General features: G+C 65.3%; 14 protein-coding genes. 2 read left to right on the top strand and 12 right to left on the bottom strand.

Going from position 1 to position 23,200, the window contains the following annotated elements:
- Window positions 1-19 precede the first annotated feature (19 nt).
- The 11 genes from ABC383_RS19875 to ABC383_RS19825 all read right to left on the bottom strand — a co-directional run bounded on the left by ABC383_RS19875 (window position 20) and on the right by ABC383_RS19825 (window position 15,091).
- Window positions 20-1,723, bottom strand: coding sequence for an NYN domain-containing protein (locus ABC383_RS19875; protein WP_413016521.1), 1,704 nt, complete (start codon window positions 1,721-1,723; stop codon window positions 20-22).
- A gap of 310 nt (window positions 1,724-2,033) precedes the next feature.
- Complete coding sequence (locus tag ABC383_RS19870; protein WP_413016519.1) at window positions 2,034-3,797, bottom strand: hypothetical protein; 1,764 nt, start codon at window positions 3,795-3,797, stop codon at window positions 2,034-2,036.
- A 153-nt stretch (window positions 3,798-3,950) separates the two neighbouring features.
- Window positions 3,951-5,174: an RNA helicase RhlE1 gene (gene rhlE1 / locus ABC383_RS19865; protein ID WP_413016518.1), complete on the bottom strand. Its 1,224-nt coding sequence runs from the start codon at window positions 5,172-5,174 to the stop codon at window positions 3,951-3,953.
- 52 nt (window positions 5,175-5,226) lie between these two features.
- Window positions 5,227-6,396, bottom strand: a complete 1,170-nt coding sequence (locus tag ABC383_RS19860) for a glycosyltransferase family 2 protein (protein ID WP_413016516.1) — start codon at window positions 6,394-6,396, stop codon at window positions 5,227-5,229.
- 107 nt (window positions 6,397-6,503) lie between these two features.
- Window positions 6,504-6,791: a hypothetical protein gene (locus tag ABC383_RS19855; protein WP_413016514.1), complete on the bottom strand. Its 288-nt coding sequence runs from the start codon at window positions 6,789-6,791 to the stop codon at window positions 6,504-6,506.
- Window positions 6,792-7,134: 343 nt separating this feature from the next.
- Window positions 7,135-10,146, bottom strand: a complete 3,012-nt coding sequence (locus ABC383_RS19850) for an ankyrin repeat domain-containing protein (RefSeq protein WP_413016512.1) — start codon at window positions 10,144-10,146, stop codon at window positions 7,135-7,137.
- Between the two features lie 395 nt (window positions 10,147-10,541).
- A complete protein-coding gene (locus ABC383_RS19845) occupies window positions 10,542-11,162 on the bottom strand; it encodes a class I SAM-dependent methyltransferase (protein ID WP_413016511.1) in 621 nt (206 codons plus the stop codon).
- Between the two features lie 122 nt (window positions 11,163-11,284).
- Complete coding sequence (locus tag ABC383_RS19840) at window positions 11,285-12,355, bottom strand: AI-2E family transporter (RefSeq protein WP_413016510.1); 1,071 nt, start codon at window positions 12,353-12,355, stop codon at window positions 11,285-11,287.
- Between the two features lie 104 nt (window positions 12,356-12,459).
- Entirely contained in the window at window positions 12,460-12,858 is a 399-nt protein-coding gene (locus ABC383_RS19835; RefSeq protein ID WP_413016508.1) for an FKBP-type peptidyl-prolyl cis-trans isomerase, read from the bottom strand.
- 123 nt (window positions 12,859-12,981) lie between these two features.
- Window positions 12,982-13,359, bottom strand: coding sequence for a response regulator (locus ABC383_RS19830; protein WP_413016506.1), 378 nt, complete (start codon window positions 13,357-13,359; stop codon window positions 12,982-12,984).
- Window positions 13,349-15,091, bottom strand: coding sequence for a histidine kinase famiy protein (locus ABC383_RS19825; protein WP_413016504.1), 1,743 nt, complete (start codon window positions 15,089-15,091; stop codon window positions 13,349-13,351). Before ABC383_RS19825 ends, ABC383_RS19830 begins: the two co-directional genes overlap by 11 nt.
- A gap of 262 nt (window positions 15,092-15,353) precedes the next feature.
- Here ABC383_RS19825 and ABC383_RS19820 point away from each other — a divergent pair, with 262 nt between their 5' ends.
- Both ABC383_RS19820 and ABC383_RS19815 read left to right on the top strand, forming a co-directional pair.
- Window positions 15,354-17,798, top strand: coding sequence for a penicillin-binding protein 1A (locus tag ABC383_RS19820; protein WP_413016503.1), 2,445 nt, complete (start codon window positions 15,354-15,356; stop codon window positions 17,796-17,798).
- Between the two features lie 327 nt (window positions 17,799-18,125).
- Complete coding sequence (locus ABC383_RS19815) at window positions 18,126-19,580, top strand: right-handed parallel beta-helix repeat-containing protein (RefSeq protein ID WP_413016501.1); 1,455 nt, start codon at window positions 18,126-18,128, stop codon at window positions 19,578-19,580.
- 52 nt (window positions 19,581-19,632) lie between these two features.
- Here the strand turns inward: ABC383_RS19815 and ABC383_RS19810 are convergent, their stop codons facing one another.
- Window positions 19,633-23,175 carry a PAS domain S-box protein gene (locus ABC383_RS19810; protein WP_413016499.1) on the bottom strand — a complete coding sequence of 1,181 codons (3,543 nt, stop codon included), beginning with the start codon at window positions 23,173-23,175 and terminating at the stop codon, window positions 19,633-19,635.
- Between the last annotated feature and the right edge of the window lie 25 nt (window positions 23,176-23,200).

Genomic DNA, 23,200 nt, shown 5'->3' with positions numbered 1-23,200 from the left:
GATGCGTCGCTGCCCGGACTTATTCCGCTGCGGTCTCCGCTTTCGGTTTGCGGGCGCGGGTGGAACGGCTGCTGCGTTTCTTTGCCGGCGCCGGCTGCTGGGCGTCGTCCACCGCGCCCGGCGCTTCATTGACCTGCGGGGTTTCCAGCCGCGGCATCGCATCGCCGGCCGTTTCCGGCTTGGCCTGCGCGCCTGATCTGGTGCGACGGCCACCGCGGCGCTGGCCGTCACTGCCATCGTTTCCAGTGACATCCGCGGGCGGAAGGTCGCTGCCTGCGGTTGCCGGCGCAGCGTCCGTGGCGGCAGGCTTGACTTCGGACGCTTTCCTGGCGCGGGCCGGCATCCTGCTGTTGCGCATCGCGCGGCGCTGCGCGTTGCTGACCGGCAGATCGATGCCCGGGGCCGATGCCGGCTCCGGCACGGCCAGGGAGGCGGACGCCTCGGCGGCATCGGCAGCCGGTGCGGGCTGCGACAGGGTTTCGGGTTCCGCTGCCGCGGCTGGAATAGCGTTGGCGGCCTCGGCCTGGTTTGCGCCTTGCCGGCCGCGCGCGGACTTGCGGGCGCCGCGCCGACGGCCTGGTTCCCGGCCTGCCTCGTCGGCGTCCTGGTCGGGCGCGGCGGATGCGGACGGCGCGCCGGCCGTCTCCTCGACCGCGGTCAGGGACGCGGCTGGCAACGGCTCTTGCGCCGCCTCCGCCTGCGGTTCCAGCTGCGCGCCAGGCTCGTACCAGGCCACTACCGGCGCCGGCGCCGCGGCCTCCGCCGGTTCCTCGCGCTGGGGGCGATGGCGCTGGTCGCGTTCATTGCGGCGACCGCGGCCTGCGGCTTCCGGCTTCTCCGCGACTGGCGCCTCAACGGCAGCGACCGGGATCAGGTTCGCCGCTTCCGCCAGCGCGCGGCTGCTGCGGTAGACATAGGAACCCGACTTGTCATCGCGGCCGATCTCCAGCATGCCGCGCGACTGCAGTTCTTCCAGCAGATTGCCGAAGGTGCGGAAGCCGAAGTACACCTCGTTGAAGTCGGGCTTCCTGCGCTTGATCGCCTGCTTCAGCGCGGACGCCCAGATCTTGCCATTGTCGCCGCGCTCGGCCATCAGCGCCTCGAAGGTCTCCGAGGCCAGGTCGACCGCGCGGTTCTTGCGCACTTCCAGGCTTTCCTTGGGCTTGTGCTCGTCTTCCACCGCGGCCGGGCGACGGCCGGCGGACGGCGACTGGCGGGTTTCGCGGCTGGCGGCGGCGCGCCGGCTTTCACGGACCAGGTCGTCGATGAAGATGAACTCGTCGCAGTTGGCCACCAGCAGGTCGGAAGTGGAATCCTTGACGCCGACGCCGATCACGTACTTGGCGTTTTCGCGCAGCTTCGACACCAGCGGCGAAAAGTCGGAGTCGCCGCTGATGATGACGAAGGTGTTCACATGCGACTTGGTGTAGCAGAGGTCGAGCGCATCGACGACCAGGCGAATGTCGGCCGAGTTCTTGCCGGACATGCGCACATGCGGTATCTCGATCAGTTCGAAGGACGCCTCGTGCATCTGCGGCTTGAATTCCTTGTAGCGGTCCCAGTCGCAATAGGCCTTCTTGACCACGATGCTGCCCTTGAGCAGCAGCCGTTCCAGCACCGGCCGGATGTTGAATTTGTCGTATTTGGCATCGCGTACGCCGAGTGCGACGTTTTCGAAGTCGCAGTACAGGGCCATGCTGATGTTGTCATTGGGTGCAGCCATAAATCGTTATCTCCGATGAGGATGCTGCGCTAAGGCAGCGTGCCGGACAGGCGCCATGCGGTGTTTGCCGCTTGCTGGCGCTGGCTGGTGAATTCTGTAAAGGTGGCGAACCATGGGGTGGCGCCGGCTTGCCGGCCGGCGCCCCGGTGGGAGCGAACCCGCTCAAGGCATGCCGGATGGTACGCCCGCGCCATTATAGAGATCAATCGGTTTCGCACCAGACATGTGCCGGTGCGACAGGGAAAGGAACAAGCGCTGTGCGGCCCCGTTGCCTGTCAAATCGGCGGCACAGGCGCTTGTCGCCCGGCGCTCAGCGCTGGGCCTGACCTGGCTGGGCCGGCATGGCCAGCCAGGCTTCATACTGTCGCCGGCGGGTGCTGGACTCGAAACCGTTCATGCGGCTGAGCCTGGCCACCGGCACGCCGGCAGCCAGCAGCGCCTTCTGCACGACCAGCGCCTCGTCGCGGTCTTCATCGTGGAAGTACCGCAGGTCGGCCACGCTGGGTCCCTTGCTGGTGACCTTGACTTCCATCAGCCGTATGCCCTGCGCGCCGAGGGCGCGCCGCTGCGCCTGCACCTGGTCGCGCTCGCGCACGTCGCGCACATGGACGTATACCACTGCCGGCGTGGCTGGCGTAGCCGCTGTGGCCGCCGTGGCCGCGGCTGGCGCGGCTGGCGCGGCGGCGCTGCTCGCCTTGTCGGGAGCCGCTGTGCCGGCGGGCTTGTCGAGATCGGACGGTTTTGCGGCCTGGGGCGGTACGCCTGTTGAAGCCGGCGCCGTGGGCGTGGCAGCGGCAGGCGGGCTTGCAGCAGCCACCTTGTCATCCGCTGCAGGCGCGGACTTCGGCTGCGCTGTGACGGCCGGCGCCGCTGCCTGCGCCGGCCCGGCGCTGCCGCTGTCGCTGTCGGACACCGGCAGCCCTTGCCATGCCAGCACGCCTGCGCCTGCTGCCAGCAGCAGGCCCAGCACCAGCGGCCATGTGCGGCGGCGGCGCGCCGGCGCGGCCGGCTGCGTGACGGGCGCGGCCATTGCCGCGGCGGGGGACGGCGCCGGTGCGGACGCGATCGGCGCTGCGTGGCTGTGCTGCTCCCGGGTTTCCTGCCGGCCTGCATGGCGTTCCGGTTCCTGCTGCGGGTCCGGATGCGGTGCTTCCGGCGAGTCCGCGACGGCAGCGGGGGCAGCGTAGGAAGTAGGGGCAGGGGCAGGGGCAGGGGCGGGCGGATCGGCGATCGCATCGTCGGCGGCTGGCTGCGGCGTCACCGCCTGTGCGGCGCCGACGCCGGTGTCGTCGTTGCCGTGCAGGTCTGTGGGCGGCTGAATGGGCCGATGACGATGCAAGGCCTGCTCGCCGTTTTCGGCTTGCTCCAGCGGCACCTTTGCAGTCAGCCGTTCCAGCAGCATGCCGAACGAGCGGTCGCGGCTTGCGCCGCCGGTAGCTGCGGCCGCGCCTGGCGCCGGCGGTTCGTGGCGGTGCATCCGCCCGGCTCCGGCACCAGGCGCCGGATGGCCGGGAGGAGGTATGCGCAGGCAGCCGTCGCCGATGCCCGGCATGCGGTGTTCGAGACGGGTCAGCAGAAATTCCGCGGATTCATCCATCACCAGCAGCAAGTGCAGGTCGAGTTCGCGGTCGTCGGCCAGCGACACCAGCGCCTGCTCGAAGGCCTGGTAGAGCGGATCGTGCGTCGGCCGGGCAAGCAGGCGTTCCATGCGGTTCAGGATCAGCAGGAAGGATCGGCGCTGGCGCGCCTGGGCCTGATGCAGCAGCTGCTGCAGCGCCTGCGCCTGGTTGCCGCCAACGGGCAGGCTTGCCGGCGCGTCATCGCCTGTTGCCTGCGCGGCGCGCGTCAGCAGCGCCGCCAGCGGCTGGTCTTCCCAGTCCTCGAACAGCAGGCAGGTTTCGGCATGCCCGGTGAGCCTGGCCGCTTCCAGCAGCGACGAACCGGCGTCGGCGCCGGACTCCAGCGCCACGGTGACCCGCGAGATGCGCGCCATTGCCAGGACGCCCGCCAGAAATTCCCCATGTTGGGATGCCATTGCGTCGGCGTCATCGCCGAACGTGCCGCTCTTCGTCATAAATACTGTCCAGCCTGGTGATCCGGCAATGGTGCCGGTTTTGTCGGAATGTCATCATTTGAGCAGTGACATTATGCTATGCATCAACTCGGCTGCAACAGTCCAGGCTGTGACGGAAATCAACAAGGCTTTTGGTTGGGCATGCCTGCTTCCTCAGGCGCGTGCGGCGCGCACCTTGGGCTTCTTCGGTTTCTTCGGTTTTTTGACCACGCGCCCGCTGGCATCGGTGGCCGGCACCCGGTGGTCGGGCACAAAGCCCGGCTCCTCAAAGCGCTGCAGCGGCGCCTTAATCAGCGCTTCGATCGCGGCCAGTTGCTGCACTTCGTCCGCCGCCACCAGCGAGCAGGCATCGCCGCGCGCGCCGGCGCGGCCGGTGCGGCCGATGCGGTGGATGTAATCCTCGGCGACGATGGGCAGGTCGAAATTGACCACCTGCGGCAGATCGTCGATATCCAGGCCGCGCGCGGCGACATCGGTGGCGGCCAGCACCCGCACCTCGGCGCTCTTGAAGCGCTCCAGCGCGCGCAGCCGCGCCGGCTGCGGCCGGTCGCCGTGGATCGCGTCGGCCGGTATGCCCTGTGCCGACAGCGCATTGGCCAGCTCGTCCGCGCCCTTCTTGGTCTTGACGAAGACCAGCACCTGCTTCCAGCGCTTTTTCTTCAGCAGGTGCAGGAACAGTTCGGTCTTGCGCTTCTTGTCGACCGGCACCATCCACTGCTTCACGCCCTTGGCCGCGGTATTGCGCGGCGTTGCCTCGACCGATACCGGCTTGTGCAGCAGCCGGCCGGCCATCTCGCGGATCGCATCGGAAAAGGTGGCGGAAAACAGCAGGGTCTGGCGCTGCCTGGGCAGGGCGGCGAACACGGCGTCGAGTTCGCGGGAGAAGCCCAGGTCGAGCATGCGGTCGGCTTCGTCCAGCACCAGGGTTTCGAGCTGGCTGAACTTCACCGCGTTCTGGCGATAGAGGTCCAGCAGGCGGCCGGGCGTGGCCACCAGCACGTCGGCGCCGCGGCGCAGCTTCATCATCTGCGGATTGATGCTGACGCCGCCAAAGGCGATCGCCATGCGCAGCGGCAGGTTCTGGCCGTAGGCGATGAAGCTGTCATGGACCTGTACCGCAAGCTCGCGGGTGGGCACCAGCACCAGCGCGCGCACCGAGTTGGCCGCTACCTGCGGCCCCTGCATGGTCAGCCGCTGCAGCAGCGGCAGCGCAAAGCCGGCTGTCTTGCCGGTGCCGGTCTGGGCGGCGGCCATCAGGTCGCGCCCCGCCAGAATCGCCGGGATCGCCTGCGACTGCACCGGCGTGGGTTGGCGATATTCCAGTGTATCCAGGGCGCGCAGCAGGGGGTCGATCAGACCGAGGGAAGAAAAGCTCATGGGCGGCTGCGCAAAAAAGACGCCATTATCGGCGATGTGGCCGTGATTGGTGTCACTTGCCGCGTGCGGCCATGGCGCGGTGCGCCGCCCGCAGCTGTGCCAGCGGGTAGCGGGTGCCGCGCCAGATCACGCCGTCGCGCAGCACGGTCAGCAGGCAGGCGCGCCACCAGATGGCCAGCTCGATGGCCGGCACCAGCGGCGCAAACAGCAGGCAGCGCAGCGGCCATTTGCGGGCACGCAGCAAGTCCAGGTACAGCGCCAGCCCAACCGCCACGGTGGCCAGGCTGAGCCACCAGGCAGGGCCGCTGGTGGTCAGCAGCGCCAGCCATGGCCAGACCCGGGTAATGAGCACCAGCACAGTGACTCCGGCCAGCATGCCGAGCCGGTAGTCAAAACCGGCGAACACATTCTTTTCGAGGCCGCGCATCAGTTCCGGCGTGCTGCGGTACCACTCGATGAACACCATCTCCTCGCCCGACAGCACATGCTGCGCATGGCCGGCGCCTTTAAGCAGCCGGCCCAGTTCCATATCGTCCAGCACCGCCAGCGGTATTGCGCCATGGCCGCCGACGGCTTCATAGGCTGTGCGCCGCACCAGGTTGAAGCCGCCGATGCCGACATGGTGGCGCGCCGAGCTGGCGGTTTTCCAGGGACGGAAGCGGGCCATGAAGGCGGCGGCGAAGCTGATCACCATCAGCCGCAGCAGCAGCGGCCGCGCCACCAGGTCGAAGAACAGCGTCAGGTGGTCGACCCGCCTGGCTTCGCACCAGGCGACCGCGCGCGCCACCGCGCTCGGCGCAAACACCGCGTCGGCGTCGGTAAAGAGCAGGTAGTCGCCGCTGGCCGCGGCCGCGCCTCGGGCAAGCGCATGGTTCTTGCCCAGCCAGCCGGGCGGCAGTTCGCGCAGGTGAATCGGAAGCAGGCGCGGCTGGCTGGCCGCCAGCCTGTCGATGATCTCGCCGGTGGCATCGGTGGAGCGGTCGTCGATGACGATCAGTTCCAGGTCGGGATAATCGATGGCCAGCAGCGAGTGCAGCGCCGGTGCTATGGTGCCGGCCTCGTTTAGCGCCGACACGATCAGCGACACCCGCGGCTGCCGCGCGCCAGCCGGCACGGCGACGTCCTTCAGGTGAGTGATGCGGCGCCAGCCCAGCGCGACATCGACGGACACCGCGGTGACCACGATGAATGCGACCAGCGACAGCCAGAATGCCAGATCCATGCCTTGCCTTTCGAGCGCTGCGCCGCCGCGATGGCGGGCGCTTGGCAGGCATTCTAGGGCGTGACGACCTGATGGGCCGGGCTGGCCGGCCCATCAGGTCGAATCGCTTAAAGCACCAGGCTGCCGATCGCGTGCTGCAGGTCCAGCGCCGGCCGGCTGGGACGCGCCGGCTTGCCGTTTGCCGGCTGGTTGCGCTGCGCGGGCTGGCGTCCGACGGGCACCGCGACGTTGGCGTCCCATAACTGGTCGGCCATGGCGCGCACGTCGCGTGCCTGCCTGCCGACCTCTTTGGCGTTCGGCGCGCCATAGGCCTTGCAGCGCAGCGCTTCGGCTTCCAGCAGGGTGGCCAGCGTGCAAAGTTGTTCGGCGATATTCCTGCTGCTGATGCTGTTCATGGTCTTTCTCCTCAACATGCTGCGTGCGCTGCATGGCGGTGATGCATGCCGGACTGCGCATGCTTCACGATGGTGCGTTTTTCCGCCAGTGCAGCCATGCGATCCGAAACAGGCTTACGCCTGCAATTACCGTGCCTCGCCTGATTGGCGTGGGTTGGCATGGACCGGCATGTCGCTTGCTGTTGTCACCCAAGTTAGCCCCGGATGCCTGTCAGGCTTGCTGTCGCAGATCAAATTGCGGACGGGATGCGGCGCTGCTTGTTGTCGGCATCCGTCACGGCGCCGGGGCCAGAACCATCGCAATGCCATGCACGGCGTCGCCAGGAGCCAGCGCCGTCATGGTTTACTGCGGCGCCGGCTCCAGCACTTTTTTATGCCAGGCATTGACCAGGTCAAGCTGGCGGTTCAGCAGCCAGTGGAACATGACTTCATTGCCGGACAGTGCGCTGTCATGACGCATCTGCTCAAACACCTCCCCGCTGCGGGAACGCTTGTCCAGTGCCTGCGCCAACGCCTTTTCCCGCGTTGCGGTGTCGGATTGCCTGTGCTGGACCCATATCTCGGCGAAGGCGTCACTGATGCGCTTGGCCGGAATGTCATACAGGCCGCATTGCTTCGTCAGATAAATATAGAGATCGATCGGGTGGAATGGCTTTCCGGTGAAGGAGCCCATGCAGGTGCCATGCAGATTGTCAAGGGCGATGACGAGGTTTTGCTCGGCCTGCTGGCCGACTTGCGACAGCAGGTGGGCATGATGGAGCGCCAGGCTGTTGAAGCATGCCTCGACATCGGGCGACAATCCCTGGCCCGAATAGGGCGCGTCGAATATCGAAGGTTCGCCAAGGCTGGCCAGGATGCCGGCGCAAACCAGTCTGTCTTGCGCTGGCGAAACCTGGCGGTCCGGTCCTGCCAGCGTGCGTCGCAAGACGGCGCTCCCTTTTGTGGCCTCTTGCAGCTTCTCGGCAATGACTGCGTACGAGTATGTGGACGACAGCCAGTGCTGCGCCAGGGTAGCCTCGTCGCCACTGAAGTCGTCGGACATGTCGAGCAGCGACACCAGCCGCTCCACGCAGTCGGCCAATCCAGTGAATTGCTCTACCTGTTCCCTCATTGCCTGCTGGGGCGCGATCACGACATGGACGTTCTTGCGAAGGTCGAGAATCACCGGGGATGCATGCCACTGAAGATTCAACGACGACAGATCCGGCTTGCTGCGCAGGAAAACCTCGACGACGCCTGCACGGCGGGCAATGACTGCCGCCGCCAGCGCTTCCTGGATGATCACCATGTCTGCCGCCTGATAGCCGGGCGCCTGCGGCAGCCGCATCTTCAGCAGCAGCACCTCCACCACTTTCGCGTAGCCGAGGCAAGCGCCATAGTGAAGCGCTGTGTGGCCGTACTTTTCGCATAGGCGGAAATTGGCGCCGCGTTCCGCCAGCAGCCCCACCACGTCCGTCTTGCCTCTCTCCGCAGCCAAAAGCAGCGGCGTACAGCCTTCGGCGTTCGTAGAGTTGATAAAATCCATGTCGTTTTCGCCGTTGATCAGCGTTTCCACAACTGTGACGTGCCCGCTACAGGCGGCGGCATGAAGCGCGTTCCATCCTCGGTGGTTGACAGTACATGGATCGGCGCCGTTTTCCAGCAGATGCTGCACGGCGTCATAGCAACCATTAACTGCGGCAAGAATTAATGGGGTGTTGCCTACATTGTCCACACAGTTGATATCGACAGTCGGCTGTTTTAACAACTTGGCAAGCGCTTTAGCGTTGCCCGCCATTGCCGCGAAGTGCAGTGCGTTGAAGCCGTGCGAATTTCTTTTGTCGCAATTCGCCCCTTTACTTAACAAAAATTCCAGCTCGGGCAGACAGCCGCGCTTGGCTGTAAACATCAGCGCCGTATTGCTTTGCCAGTCAGCCTGATCGACATCCACACCCTGGTCCAGCAGCAGCGCGATGATTTTCTGTTGCCCATGCTCCGCTGCCAAATGGAGCGAAAATCTCCCGTCGCTCGTCTTTTCCTGAACACTGGCATTGTTCCTGAGCAGCAGGGCGGCACATTTCTCACTTCCATAAGCTACAGCGTGATGAAACGCGTTCCATCCGTCTACGTCTAGACGGGTAGCACTCGCACGATGCTGCAGCAGGAGTTCGGCAATTTCGACATGGTCGTTTTGCGATGCTGCCATCAGCGCTGTCACGCCATTGCCCGCAGCCGTATCGACGGTGGCTTTCTTGTCCAATAGCCATTGCACCGCTTCCTTTGCTTTACATCGTGCCGCAGAAGACAGGGCTGGATTCGTTTCCTTGTTGCAGTAGTCGATTTCAGCGCCGGCTTGCAACAGCAATTGCATGGTTTCGATATCGTTGCTGCCTGCTGCACAACCAAGCATGGTGATGCGTCGAAGTCTGAGAACGTTGGCAATGGTGCCACCGGGATCGGCGCCCCTGTCCAGCAGCAGTTTCACGACGTTGTGCTGTTTCCCTTCTATTGCTGCCCAAAGCGCTGTGGCGCCTTTGTTGTTGCGAAAATTAATGTCAGCGCCGTGGTCCAGCAGCAGCGCCACAATCTCGTATTCACCATTGCCGCTTGCGGTAATTAATGCGGTTGTTCGCTGCGCCGATTGCTGCTGGAGGTCGATAGGCTTTTGCAGCAAGGCAACGGCGATGGCTTTGCTTCTGAGATAGCACAGAGGAAAAGAGCCGGTCCCGTTCACATGCGCGGCATTGGCGCCGCGCTTTACAAGCAAGTCTGTGACGCTTGCATGTCTGCTGACGACTGCAAGCAGCAGTGCGGTATTGCCCTCTACATCCTGATGTTCCAGCGCTGCGCCCCGGTCGAGAAGCAAGGCGACCGCTTCTTCCTTTCCCTGCATGGCGGCGTGGTGGAGGGGCGTGCGTTGCTCGGGATCGGCCTGCCCGATCGCGGCGCCCGCGGTAAGCAGCAGTTGCAGCATGGCGCAGTCGCCGCGCTTGGCCGCATACATCAGGGCGCTCGTTCCGCGGGCGCAGGGACCGTCTGGTTTGGCGCCCTGGTTGATCAGCCACAATGCCGTTTCCGCATTGTGCGACTTAATGGCAAGCATCAGGGACGTCAGGCCGCTGGCACGGTCGGTTTCGTTGATCAAATCCTTGACGATTTCCGGATTCAACTTTTTCAGGGCAGGCAGGTCACTATTGGCGACGATGGAAAAAAAATATTGCCTGTGCAGGAGAGAGCTTTTCGGCTTCTGATCTCTCGCCGAGAGGGTAGGCGGATGGGTAGCGGCGGCGCCTGGCGGTGGCGCTGCTGCTGCCGGCGTGTCAATCCGTGGTCTTTGGGATGAGGAATTGTCTGTTGCCTGCAGGGCGCGTTTCATGAGGGTCTCCGGTGAACAAGGCGATGGACAGCCCCGGGGCCGGCATGCTTGCTCCTGGGCTCGGGCGCGCTTGAGTGAGATGTTGCACGGAGAGGTTCAACTAGGAGAACGTGGCGGGGCATCGTTGCGCAGACCGCACAGGTTGCCTGCATGCGTTGAGGCGTCACGGATGCCAACGTGGCAGCGGGCGAGTGACGGAAGTCTGATGACGTAGAAAAAGCCCGTTTTGAACGTGACCGTCGCGGGCGCGAGGCGTGGCGCCGGCGCACTGGTCGCGCACAGGCTTGCCGGGTCATCACCGAGATGGCGCTCGCTCAGCGCATTGCGCAACGCCCCGGAACAAACGGGGCGTTTCAAGGTTCAGGGCGCGAAGAGAGGGGGGAAACCTGGCGGATTCAGACGTTCCTGATCGTCACCAGCTTGGACAAACCCAGGAAATTCACATTCCTGACCGACTGCACTTCCCAGTTGTGGCGCAGGATCTGCTCCTTGTAGCAGAAGTCGGAACGAAAGCCGATGCGGTCGGCCAGCGAGCGCACCGCGCGTTCCAGCAGCCACCAGAAGCGGCTGCCGCTGAAGTGGTTGAGGATCAGGATGGTGCCGCCCTTGCGGCAGACGCGGCGGATCTCGGCCACCAGCTTATCGGGGTCGGGTGTGACGGACAGTACGTAGGGCAGGGCCACGCAGTCGAAGTAGCCGTCGGGGAAGTCCATGCTTTCCGCATTCATCAGGCTCAGCTGGATGTTGTGCTCGGCGAGCTGCTCGGCCCGGTAGCGGGCAATGTCGAGCATGTCGCTGGAGACGTCGATGCCGACAATCTCAGTGCTGGCGGGGTACTGCGCGAGCGTGAGGCCAGTGCCGACGCCGACTTCGAGCAGCGAGGCCGGACGGAGCGCAGAAGCCGCTTCCGCCAGCGCCCGGCGGCCCGGGTCGAAGATGGCGCCGAACATGCGGTCGTAGAGCGGAGCGTAAAAACGGTAGGTATTGACGACGTTATCGACGGAAACTTGTTTCATACGGTTGGCCCAGGATTGTCAAATTGTAATCTGATCGCCTGCAAATTCAGAAAGTTCGCCGAATTTCGTACAGCCTTGCAAATTTCGCACTTCAAATGAAAAAGTTTGCAATCCCGCGTGGCCTACAAGGCCACTTCGTCGGTTTTGGCCGGTTTTTCGGTGGCCACCATCGCGTCCACCCGGCCGCCGCGCAGCCACCAGAACAGCACGGCCATCATGAAGGGGCCGACGAACAGGCCCAGCACGCCCATCGTTGACACGCCGCCCAGCAGGCCGAACAGCACCGCCAGGAAAGGCAGCTCGACGCGTCGGCCGATCAGCTTGGGCCGCACGAACTTGTCGACCAGGAACAGCTCGAATGCGCCCCAGCAGAACAGGCCCAGCGCCGCGCCGGCATGGCCCTGGCCCAGCAGCAGCAATGAGACCAGCGAGAACGACAGGGGCGCACCGCCCGGGATCAGTGCCATATATCCGGTGATGACCGCCAGCAGAATCGGCGCCGGCGCACCGGCGATGGCGTAGGCGAAACCCAGCACCACGCCCTCCAGCAGGGCCACCGAGCACAGGCCGAGCGCGGTGCCGCGCACCGACAGCGGGAACAGCCGGCGCAGCACCGGGTAGTAGCCGGGCGCGATGCGCAGGCCGGCGCGGTCGACATAGCTGACCACGGCATGCCCCTGCACATAGATCACGAACAGCGTCAGCATGGCCAGGAACAGGTACAGCGCATTGGCCAGGATGGTCGGCCCGAGCGTGCTGATGGTGCTGGTCAGGTGCGGAATCAGGTCACCGGCGGTGGTGCGGATCAGGGTGGCCAGGCCGCCCGGCACCGCCAGGTGTTCCTGCCACCAGGCCAGCACCGGCTTGGCCACGACCGGCAGCTTGGCCAGCCAGGGCGGCGCCGGCACGCCGGTCTGGTTCAGTTGCCCGAGCAACCGTTCGACGGTCGACACCTCGTTGCCGAGCGCGTTGAACAGAAAGATCGACGGCCCGCTGAAACTGAGCACCAGCACCGACAGCAGCGCGGTCGCGCTGCCCAGCGGCGACCAGCCGCGGCGCAGCAGCTTTTCATGCAGGGGCCAGGTGATCACGGCCAGCAGGAAAGCCCATGCCAGCGCTCCCAGGAAATGCCTGAGCAGCAGCGCCAGCGAGACGATGAACAGAACCGGAATGAAAGCAGAGAGAGGGGGCATGACGCAATGGTCGGAGAAAGAATGCGCGCCGTCAATCTCGCGCTGGGCGGCGTGCCGGGGCGCATGCCGGCACCTGCCGGCTTGCGCCCGCTGGCTGGGTGTTTTTACTCGATCGAAATCAGTTCGACATCGAAGTTCAGCGTGCTGTTGGGCGGAATGATGCCGGGAATGCCGGCCGCGCCATAGGCGGTGGCCGCCGGGCAGACCAGCTTGGCCTTTTCACCCACATGCAGTTTCTGCACCGCCTGGGTCCAGCAGGGAATCACGCGCGAGAGCGGAAACCGGGCCGGCTCGCCGCGCTTGTAGGAACTGTCGAATTCGGTGCCGTTTTCCAACGTGCCGCGGTAATGCACCTTGACCTGGTCGCTGGCCTTGGGCTGGGCGCCGCTGGTCTTGTTCTGCTTCTGGATGGTGACGCCGGATGGCAGGGTTTCGGTATCGTTGGCGGCAAAGGCCGTTGGTACGATCAGGGCGCTGGAAAGCAGGATGGCGAAAAGTCGCATGGCATGGTTCTGGGCAAGGAAAGGTGGCGCGTAGTATAGCCTTTCCGCCGTCTTTTCCAGGCATATTCAGCCTGTATCCGGTGCGGATTGCCTGCCAGGTCGCGACAATCGCGGCCCTGGCGCTTAGCGTGCGGAAGTGCCGCTGTCCAGCAGGTCGCGCAGATGGCGGGTGAGGATGGCCAGGCTGACCGGCTTGTTGAGCAGCAGCAGCGGGTGGAGATCGAGTTGCTGCATGCCGACATAGCCCGACACCATGATCGCCGGCAGGTCGGGCCGGCGCCGCCGCAGGTCGGCCACCAGGTCGCGCCCGTTCATGCCGGGCATCGCAAAGTCGGTGATCACCGCGTCGGCCGGGTCGCGGGCATCCAGCGCCAGCGCCTCCTGGCCATCGTTGGCCACCGTGATGCGGTAGCCGTTGGCTTCCAGATAGGCGCCAATGATGTCGGCCAGCGCCGTTTCATCATCCACCACCAGCACATGCGGCATGCCATCAACCCTCATGGCGGAAGCCGGGGGTGGCGGGTTGCTTCCCGGGATGTTGCTTGGCCAGCGCCGCGCGCACCCGTTCGGCGAGTTCGCTGCGGCGGTAGGGCTTGGTCAGGATGTCCTTGCCGAACGCGCCCGAGCCCTGGCGCACCAGTTCATCCATGAAGCCGGTGGTCAGCAGCACCGGCAGGTCCGGCTGGCTCTGGCGCACCCGCTCCGCCAGGATCAGGCCGTTCATGCCGCCCGGCATGATCAGGTCGGTAAACAGCAGGTCCACCCTGCCATGGCGCTCCAGCAACACTAGCGCTTCCTCGCCGCTGTGGGCCGCCAGCACCCGGTAACCCAGGCTGCGCAGGTAGTTGGCGGCGACCTGGCGAACGTCCTCGCTGTCTTCGGCCAGCAGGATGGTCTGCGCGGTCGCTGGCGCGTCGCCGGACGGGTCCGGCGTCCTGGCGGGCTGGTCCGGCTCGCCCCTGGCGGCATCGCGCTCGGGGGCCAGCGGAAAGATCATGCGCACCGTGGTGCCCTTGCCCGGCTTGCTGTCGATTTCCAGCCGTCCATGGGACTGCTGGACAAAGCCATGCACCATGGCCAGGCCGAGGCCGGTTCCCATGCCCTTGGTAGTGAAAAACGGCTCGGTCGCGCGCTGTAGCACCTCGGCCGGCATGCCTTCGCCCTCGTCGATCACGCACAGCACCACGTAAGGCCCGGGCGGCAGATGATGCGCCGCGGCCCGGTTGCCCTCGGTCATGATGGCGGTGGCGATCGTAACCCGGCCGCCGCCGGGCAGCGCATCGCGCGCATTGATCAGCACGTTCAGCAGCGCCATTTCCATGTGGGTCGGGTCCAGCGTGCAGGAAGGCAGGCCGGGCTTCAAGTCCAGCCGCAAGTCGATGCTTTCGCCCAGCGTGCGCACCAGCATTTCGCTGAATTCCACCACCAGCGCATTGAGGCTGATGCGCTTCGGGTCCAGCCGCTGCTTGCGGGCGAAGGTCAGCAGTTGCTGGGTCAGCTTGCCGCCCTTGGCGGCAGCCAGTTCGGCCTGGTCGATCGCGGTGCGCAGCGGCGCATTGTCGCCGCAATGCAGGGCCGCCACTTCCAGATTGCCGGTGATTACCTGCAGCAGGTTGTTGAAGTCATGCGCCAGGCCGGCCGTGAGCTGGCCGATGGCTTCCATTTTCTGTGCCTGGCGGAACGACTGTTCGGAGACCCGGCGCCGGGTGATGTCCATCTGCAACGCGAAGAAATACAGGATCTTGCCGTCCTTGTCGAAGATCGGGCCCAGGAACAGCGCATTCCAGAACGGCTTGCCATCCGCCTTGTAATTGAGCAGGTCGACCGCGACCGCGCGCTGTTCGGCAACGGCTTCACGCACTTCCCGCACCGTGTCGCGGTCGGTCTCGGCGCCTTGCAGGAAGCGGCAGTTGCGGCCGAGCACGGCGTCTTCCTCGTAGCCGGTCATGTCCAGGAATGCCCGGTTGACGAAGACGATGGGATTGTCGTCCTGGTTGGGGTCGGTCACCACCATGGGCATGCGGGTCATTTCCACGGCGGCGAAGAACACGCTGCTGCGGTCATCGAGGCCGGGCTCGGTAATGTAGCTGGCCTGCCAGTGGCGCACGCCGGGCCTGCCCAGCGGACTGTAGCTGTTGCCTTCCATCTCGCCGTCGGCCGGCACGCCGGCGCTCTGGCCGGCCCCCTGCTCGTCGACCGCTTTGCCGCCCTTATTTCCGCTTCCAGTAGCCATCGAATGCTTCGTAAATGTTTGACTAGCTTGTACGACAGTTTTTCCCGAGACGTCTTGCCTCGACGCAAAGGCCGAACGGACGACCCTGATTTATTGTTCAGTTGCACTTCCGGCACCGTCTGACGCATGCGTCATATCAACCGGCTCCGCCGGCGTCGGTTCTGCCTGCGTTGCGATTGAATCCACGCAAGCCCGGCCGATGCCCAGCCACTATCCTCAAGAAGCACCCGAGTTCGCGGGATGGAGTGATTCAGGAAATAATTTGGACGATACGGAAAACACAGCGGCCCGGCAGCACGGGCGGTGGCGGCGCATTGCCGGCCCGTTCCAGGCGCTGATCCGGCCCGGACTGGGCTGGCGCGCACGCAGCCTTGCCGCCGGCCATGCCCTGTTGCTGCTGGGCACGGCTGGCGCGCTGCTGCTATTTCTCTACACCCTGCTGCTGATTCCGTTCACGCCCAGCATGGCGGACCTGCGCAAGACCCGCAACGAGCAGCCCAGCACGCTGATCTCGGTCGACGGCCAGTTGCTGGCGACCTACAAGCGCTTCAACCGGGAATGGGTGCCGCTTTCCCGCATCGCGCCCAGCGTGCCCAAGGCGCTGATCGCCACCGAGGACCATCGCTTCTACGAGCATCACGGCATCGACTTCTACCGCACCGCCGGCGCGCTGGTGCGCACCCTGGGCGGCGAAGTGCAGGGCGGATCGACCATCACCCAGCAGCTGGCGCGAAATCTTTATCCGGAAGAAATCGGCCGCAAGCGCTCGATCACCAGGAAGCTCAAGGAAACCATCACCGCGCTGAAGCTGGAGCACGCTTTCACCAAGCAGGAGATCCTGGAAAACTATCTCAACACGGTGCCGTTTCTGTATAACGCCTTCGGCATCGAAATGGCGGCGCGCACCTATTTCGACAAGCCGGCCGCGAAACTGAGCGTGCTGGAAAGCGCCACCCTGATCGGCATGCTGAAGGGAAACAGCTACTACAACCCGGTGCAGAACAAGGCGCGCGCCACGGCACGGCGCAATGTGGTGCTGTCGCAGATGGTCAGGCGCGGCGCGCTGAGCCAGGCCAGCTTCGACGCGTTGAAGGGCCGGCCCATCCAGCTCGACTTCGAGCGCCAGCTGGAAGCGCGCGGCGCGGCGCCGCATTTCGCCGAGCATATCCGCAAGTGGCTGGTCGACTGGGCCGACCGCAATGACTACAACATTTATTCCGACGGCCTGAAGGTCTACACCACCATCGATTCCCGCCTGCAGGCGGCCGCCAACCAGTCGGTGAAGCGCCAGATGGATGCGCTGCAGGCCGTGGCCGACGTGGAATGGGCCGGCAGCAGCGAGCGGCTGCTCGCCACCAGCACCGGCGCCTATGTCAGCGCGCAGCGGCAGGCCACGCCTTTCGAGTATTTCTGGCGCAGCAAGACTGCCCTGGTGGATGCCTTCATCCGTGAATCCGGCCCCTATCGCAATGCGGTGGCGGCCGGCGCCGAGCCGGCGGCCGCGCTGGCGAAGCTCAGGCAGGATGGCGAGTTCATGGCCCGCCTGCGCACCGACAAGACCCGGCTGCAGGCCGGGCTGGTGGCCATCGACCCCACCACCGGCGATGTCAAGGCCTGGGTGGGCAGCACCGGTTTCGAAGCCGACCAGTACGACCATGTGGCCCGCGCCCAGCGCCAGCCCGGCTCCACCTTCAAGCCCTTCGTGTATGGCGCGGCGCTGGAGCGGGGCATGGACCCAAACCGCCAGTTCATCGACCAGGTGCGCGAGATCCGGATGAACGATGGCACGGTCTGGCGCCCGGAGGACGAATCCGCGCCGAGCGGACGCCCGGTCAGCATGCGAGACGGCCTGGTCTATTCCAAGAACACGGTGACGGCGCAGGTGATGGAAGCGGTCGGCCCGGCCAGGGCGGCCGACTTCGCGCGCCGCGCCGGCGTGCGCCAGAGCCAGCTGAAGGAAGTGCCGTCGCTGGCGCTGGGCACCAGCCCGGTGACGCTGCTGGAAATGACGTCGGCCTACGGCACCATTGCCAGCGGCGGCGAATACCAGGCGCCGATGATGGTGACCCGGGTCGAGGACAGCTCGGGCCGGGTGCTGGTGGAATTTTCCGGGCGCGCCAAGAGGGTATGGTCGCGCGACGTCTCGGAAGAACTGGTCGACATGCTGCGCGGCGTGGTGGACCGCGGCACCGGCCAGGGCGTACGCAAACAGTTCGGCATCCAGCTCGACGTGGCCGGCAAGACCGGCACCACCCAGGACAATACCGACGGCTGGTTCATCCTGATGCATCCGCGCCTGGTGACCGGTTCCTGGGTCGGCTTCAACGATGCCCGCGTCACCATGCGCAGCAGTTACTGGGGGCAGGGCGCGCATAACGCGCTGTTTCTCTCCAGCGACTTCCTGCGGCAGGCCGCCAGCCGCCGCATGATCGACGCCGCTGCCCAGTTCCCGAAAGCGCGCGACGCCTGGCCGGGCGCGGCGGTCTGGGGACCGGCGCTGGACTGGCTGCGCGGCCTGCTGGGCGAGGCTGCGCCCGCGCAGCCGCGCAGGCCGCCTGCGCCGTCAAGGGAAGGGCAGGCCGACCTGTCCTGGCTGGACCGGCTGCAGGAAACCATCACCAACGTGCGTGACACGATCCGCGCCGTGGAAAACCAGTGGCAGCGGCTGCAGAAAATGGTGGATGACTTTTTTGGACTATTTCAATGAGGAAACGAAATTCATGTCTTCAGGGAAAACATCTGCTTGGCCCTCGTCAACTTTAATTTCTCGAAGAAAATAAAACCCCCGATTTCGCTCAAAAAATTGCTCTGCAATATTCCTGCCGATAACAGTTTTTTCTTCCGGCCGCCCTGTCTCATCGATACATTCCTTGTAGCATCTTCTTCAACCGCGACTTATTGTTGAGTACGTTTCTTCCCGTCAAGTCAGCGTTTCCGCCAGGCCATGAACTATCCAAACTTTCCGGTGGTCAGTGTGGACTGTTTTAACCGCTGGTACTGACGCCAACCCTTGTGAAGAAAGATGCACTCATCCATGACCAGGTTTCCACTGATCTCGCCACGTCCGCTGTTCTCCCTCGCCGCCCTGTGCGCGCTGTCCGTGTCAGCCGGCGCCTCCGCCGCGACGCTGTCGGTGGGACCGGGCAAGACCTTTTCCTCGCCCTGCAAGGCAATCGCTGCCGCAGCCAACGGCGACACCATCGAAATCGAAGGCTCGGCCAGCTATGACGGCGACGTATGCGTGATCTATGCCAGCAACCTGACCATACGCGGCGTCAATGGCCGCCCGAAAATCAATGCCGCCGGCCAGAACGCCGTCGGCAAGGGCACCTGGGTGCTCTACGGCAATGACACCACGATCGACAACGTCGAGCTCTTCGGCGCCGCCGTGCCTGACCAGAACGGCGCGGCGATCCGCCTCGACGCGCGCGGCCTGACGCTGAAGAACAGCTATCTGCATCACAACGAGAACGGCATCCTGACCAACAACGATGCCGCTTCCGACGTGGTGATCGAGGACACCGAATTCGCCTTCAACGGCCTCGGCAACGGCTATACCCACAACCTCTACATCGGCAACATCAACAGCCTGGTGTTCCGCGGCAGCTATTCGCATGACGCCAACGTCGGCCACAACCTGAAGTCGCGGGCGCGCACCAACACCATCGTCTACAGCCGCTTCTCCGCCTCGACCAACCAGCCCAGCTACGAGATCGACCTGCCCAACGCCGGCAATTCCTACGTGATCGGCAACGTGATCCATCAGCCCAGCGCCAACCAGGCCGCCACCATGCTGGCCTATGGCGAAGAGGGCGCCAGCAATCCCGGCCATGAGTTGTACGTGGTCAACAATACCTTCCTCAATGACGACAGCGTGCGCGGCACCTTCGTGATGATCGGCGACCAGGTCAGCAAGCCGACCCTGCTGCAGAATAATATCTTCTCCGGCACCGGCAATGCGACCAACCGGCCTAGCGCAATCGACCTCAACAACTACCGTTCGCTGTCGCCGTCATTCATCAACCGCGGCGAATTCAACCTGCTTCCCGCACTGGGCGCGGCCATGATCGACGCCGGCGCAGCCGTCGGCGCCTCGTCGGGCGGCCTGTCGCTGTCGCCGACGCTGCAATACCGTTTCCCGGTCGGCACCGAGGCCAGGCCGGCCAACGGCATCATCGATATCGGCGCCTATGAAGCGGGCGGCGCGCTGTCGACCATCGTGGCCGGCACGGTGTCGGCCGTGACCGCGGCAGTCACCACGGTCGCCACCGCCCCCACGGCCACCGCCAGCGGCGCCGCCGCCGAAGGCGGCTGGGCCGACTGCGCCAGCGAGAATGGCAGCTGCTCCTTCAGCGGCACCCGCCAGGTGCGCTATGGCGCCAATGGCGTCTATGCCTACCGCTCCGCCACCGATGGCATCGCCTGCGACAACGCCACCTTCGGCGATCCGCTCTACGGCGTGGTGAAAGCCTGCTCCTACGCGCAGTAAGCGATGACAGGCCCGGCGCGGCCGGCCGGGCTTGCGGTGCGGGCCCGTGCTGTCAGTCCGGCTTGCCGGGCGACGGCAGCCGCGACAGGTAAGCCTCGAACTCGGCCAGCGACAGCGGCTTGGCCAGGAAATAGCCCTGCGCCTCGTCGCAGGCCGCCTTGCGCAGGAACTGCAGGGTTTCGCTGGTCTCCACGCCCTCGGCCACGACCGACAGCTTCAGCGCATGGGCCATGTCGACGAAGGCCTTGATGAATTCGAAGTTCTGGTCGTCCGCATCCTGCTGATGGACGAAGGAGCGGTCCAGCTTCAGCACGTCGAGCTGGAAGCGGCGCAGGTAGGCCAGGCCGGAATAGCCGGTGCCGAAGTCATCCACCGCGATGCGCACGCCCAGGCCCTTCAATTCCTTCAGTAGTCGCGCCGTATGCTCGATGTTCTCGATCAGCGCGCTTTCCGTCAGTTCCAGTTCCAGCAATGACGGCTTGAGCCCGGCCTGCTTCAGCGCCGCCCCGACCTGGTCGACGATGACCCGGCACTTGAGCTGGCGCGCCGACATGTTCACCGACACGCACAGCGCGCGCCCGAACTTGTCCATCAGCCGCTGGCTCTGCAAACAGGCCTCCTGCAGCACCCACTCGCCTATGCCTTCGATCAGCCCGGTTTCCTCGGCGATCGGTATGAACTGCATCGGCGACACCAGGCCGAGCTCCGGATGGTTCCAGCGGATCAGCGCCTCCATGCCGACGATGGACATGGCCCGCAGGTCGATGCGCGGCTGGTAGTGCAGTTCGAATTCGCGGCGCGCCAGCGCGTGGCGCAGCGACAGCTCCAGCGTCATCCGGGTGCGGGCTTCCACCGTCATTTCCGCTTCGAAGAAACGGTAGCCGTTGCGGCCCGCCGCCTTGGCGCGGTACATCGCGGTGTCGGCGCTCTGGAACAGCAGTTCCTTGGTGCGCGCATGGTCGGGGAACATGCTGATGCCGATCGAGGCGCTGACGATCACTTCATGGTGGCCGATGTCGACCGGCGCGGCCAGTGTGGCCAGCAGCTTCTCGGCGATGCTGGCCGCGCCGGCCGCGCCGGTGGAGCAGTAGGCGGCAACCACGAATTCATCGCCGCCCAGCCTGGCGATGACGTCGCTGGGCCGTAGCGCCCGCGCCAGGCGCCCGGCCACTTCCCGCAGCAGCACATCGCCCGGCTCGTGGCCGAAGGAGTCGTTGACTTCCTTGAAGCGGTCGAGGTCGATGAACATCACCGCCACCGGCATGTTGCGCGGCCCGGTGTCCAGCATCTGCTGCACCCGGTCGTTGAGCAGGCTGCGGTTGGGCAGGCCGGTCAGGGTGTCATGGGTAGCCAGCCGTTCCAGCCGGCTTTCGGCTTCCTTGCGTGCGGTGATGTCGGTCAAAAGACCTGTCATGGACTCGGCCTGGCCGTCGGCGTTGCGCCGGATGCTGCCATTGAACAGCACGTACACATGGCCGCCGTTGCGGTGCCGGATCACGGCTTCGGCGCCGTGGGTGGAGGTCGGTCCGCCGGGCGCGAATGCCGCGCCCTCCCATGGGCAGTAGGCAAACAGCATGTCGAGCGTGCGGCCGATCAGTTCCTCGCGGGCATGGCCGGCGATCAGGCACAGCGCCGGATTGACGTCGGTGATCCTGGCCTGGCTGTCGGCCACCAGGTAGCCGGCCGGCGTCATTTCCAGCACCTCGCGGAAGCGCTGCTCGCTGGCGCTGATCTTCTTCTGGGCCTCGATGCGCTCGGTCACATCGCGCGCGATCGCCTGCAGGTATTCATTGCCGTCTTCCTCGAAGCGCGACACATGGATCTCGGCCGGGAAGGTACTGCCGCTGGCATGGCTTACCGTGCTCTGCACCAGCCGGGTCTGGCCCGCGCGCAGCCGGTCCCAGAACGCCGGCTCGGCATCGAAGCGCGGCGCCACGTCGCCGATCTTCAGGCGCAGCAGCGCATCGCGCTCCAGGCCCAGCGCCTCGCAGGCGCGCTTGTTGGCATCGTGGATGCGCAGCATGTCGTCGGCGATGATGATGCTGTCGCCGGCCTGGTCGAACAGGTTGCGAAACCGTCTCTCGCTCTTGCGCAGCGCATTCTCCGCCACGCGCTTGTCGGTGATGTCATGAAAATAGACCGAGATGCCGTCCTCGCTCGGATAGATCCTGACCTCCACCCAGGCGCCGGTGGGCGCCCAGCAGGCTTCGAAGAAGGCGCTCTGGCGCCGCTCCATCGCATTGCGGTAATACGGCAGCGAGGCCCACTCCTGCATCGACGGCACCAGGTCCGCGAGCGGCCGGCCGATCGCGGTGGCCGGCTCGACCGAGGCGAAGGCGCATGCCTTGCGGTTGGCGTAGGTGACGCGCCAGTCGCGGTCGAGCGCAAAGAAGGCGTCGCCTATGCTCTCCAGCATCGCGTCGACCCGCTCCTTGGACTTGCGCAACTCATCCTGCGCCCGGTAGCGCTCGGTGACGTCGCGCGCGGTGGCATACATCAGCTGCTTGTGTTCGGACCAGCGCATGGCCAGTGACAGATGGATGATGCGGCCGTCCTTGCGCCGGAACCGGGTTTCCAGGTCGGTGGCGGTATTCTGGCCGCTGCGCAGGCCCGCATCGACGCCGCGCATGCGGGCGACTTCATCGCCGTCGAGCAGTTCCAGGTAGGAGCGGCCGATCAGCTCCTGCGGCGCATAGCCCAGGATGTCATGGGCCGCCGCATTCAGGCGCAGGAAGCGGCCGTCGCGGTCCAGCAGCGCAATGATGTCCAGCGAGTTCTCGACCAGCGCCTTGTTTTCTTCGGCCAGCTGGGCCAGCTTTTCGGCAATCTCCACTTCCCTGGTGATGTCGCGGGACACGGCGATCGAGCCGATGTTTTCCCTGGTCGCCGGCTGCACCATCAGCTTGACATTGGTGCCCATCCAGACCATGTGGCCATCCTTGTGGCGCACGCGGAACTCGATGAGCCGGCTGTCGCCGTCGCTGCCGGCCTGGCGCGCGATCTCCTGCCGGATCACGTCGATGTCATCGGGATGCACCTGGTGGTAGATGCTGACCTTGCCGACCAGCTCCGCCGGCGCATAGCCCAGAACCCGCTCGAAGGACGGCGAGGCATAGCGATACACCCCGGTATAGGCTTCATGATGGCTGATCAGGTCCTGGCTGTTCTCGGTCAGCAGGCGGTGGCTGGCCTCGCTCTTGGCCAGCTGCTCCAGCGCGGCATACTGCTCGGTGACGTCGATCAGGGCGCCGGCATAGCCGAGGAAGTCGCCGTTGTCGGCAAAGCGCGGCGCGCCTGAGCCGGTCACCCAGCGCACCGAGCCGTCTGGCGAGGCAACCCGGTAATCCGCCTGGCACTCCTGGCGCGCCGCCTTGGCCTGGCTGAACACCTGCCGCACGCGCGCCTGGTCGTCCGGATGAATGAAGCGCACATACATGTCGACCGACAGCACATTGCCCAGCTCGAACAGGTGGGCAATGCTGCGGCTGAGGTAAATGATCACATCGCTGGTGTCAGTCATCCACACCAGCGTTTTGACCTGGTTCGCAGGCTGGCTGGCGGCGCCGGCGGGCACATTGCTGGGAATAGTTTTCATGCTGCAATCACGGCCAGGCCATCTG

The sequence above is a fragment of the Noviherbaspirillum phoenicis genome (genome assembly GCF_047237965.1).
Lineage (GTDB): Bacteria > Pseudomonadota > Gammaproteobacteria > Burkholderiales > Burkholderiaceae_D > Noviherbaspirillum_A.
The sequence above is the reverse complement of the archived record's forward strand: the minus strand, read 5'-3'. Positions and strand labels throughout refer to the sequence as shown.

What these genes read in the sequence shown, in the direction of transcription:
- ABC383_RS19875 (WP_413016521.1), bottom strand. Translation starts at nt 1,723, where the DNA reads ATGGCTGCACCCAATGACAACATCAGCATGGCCCTGTACTGCGACTTC.
- ABC383_RS19870 (WP_413016519.1), bottom strand. Translation starts at nt 3,797, where the DNA reads ATGACGAAGAGCGGCACGTTCGGCGATGACGCCGACGCAATGGCATCC.
- rhlE1 (WP_413016518.1), bottom strand. Translation starts at nt 5,174, where the DNA reads ATGAGCTTTTCTTCCCTCGGTCTGATCGACCCCCTGCTGCGCGCCCTG.
- ABC383_RS19860 (WP_413016516.1), bottom strand. Translation starts at nt 6,396, where the DNA reads ATGGATCTGGCATTCTGGCTGTCGCTGGTCGCATTCATCGTGGTCACC.
- ABC383_RS19855 (WP_413016514.1), bottom strand. Translation starts at nt 6,791, where the DNA reads ATGAACAGCATCAGCAGCAGGAATATCGCCGAACAACTTTGCACGCTG.
- ABC383_RS19850 (WP_413016512.1), bottom strand. Translation starts at nt 10,146, where the DNA reads ATGAAACGCGCCCTGCAGGCAACAGACAATTCCTCATCCCAAAGACCA.
- ABC383_RS19845 (WP_413016511.1), bottom strand. Translation starts at nt 11,162, where the DNA reads ATGAAACAAGTTTCCGTCGATAACGTCGTCAATACCTACCGTTTTTAC.
- ABC383_RS19840 (WP_413016510.1), bottom strand. Translation starts at nt 12,355, where the DNA reads ATGCCCCCTCTCTCTGCTTTCATTCCGGTTCTGTTCATCGTCTCGCTG.
- ABC383_RS19835 (WP_413016508.1), bottom strand. Translation starts at nt 12,858, where the DNA reads ATGCGACTTTTCGCCATCCTGCTTTCCAGCGCCCTGATCGTACCAACG.
- ABC383_RS19830 (WP_413016506.1), bottom strand. Translation starts at nt 13,359, where the DNA reads ATGAGGGTTGATGGCATGCCGCATGTGCTGGTGGTGGATGATGAAACG.
- ABC383_RS19825 (WP_413016504.1), bottom strand. Translation starts at nt 15,091, where the DNA reads ATGGCTACTGGAAGCGGAAATAAGGGCGGCAAAGCGGTCGACGAGCAG.
- ABC383_RS19815 (WP_413016501.1), top strand. Translation starts at nt 18,126, where the DNA reads ATGACCAGGTTTCCACTGATCTCGCCACGTCCGCTGTTCTCCCTCGCC.
- ABC383_RS19810 (WP_413016499.1), bottom strand. Translation starts at nt 23,175, where the DNA reads ATGAAAACTATTCCCAGCAATGTGCCCGCCGGCGCCGCCAGCCAGCCT.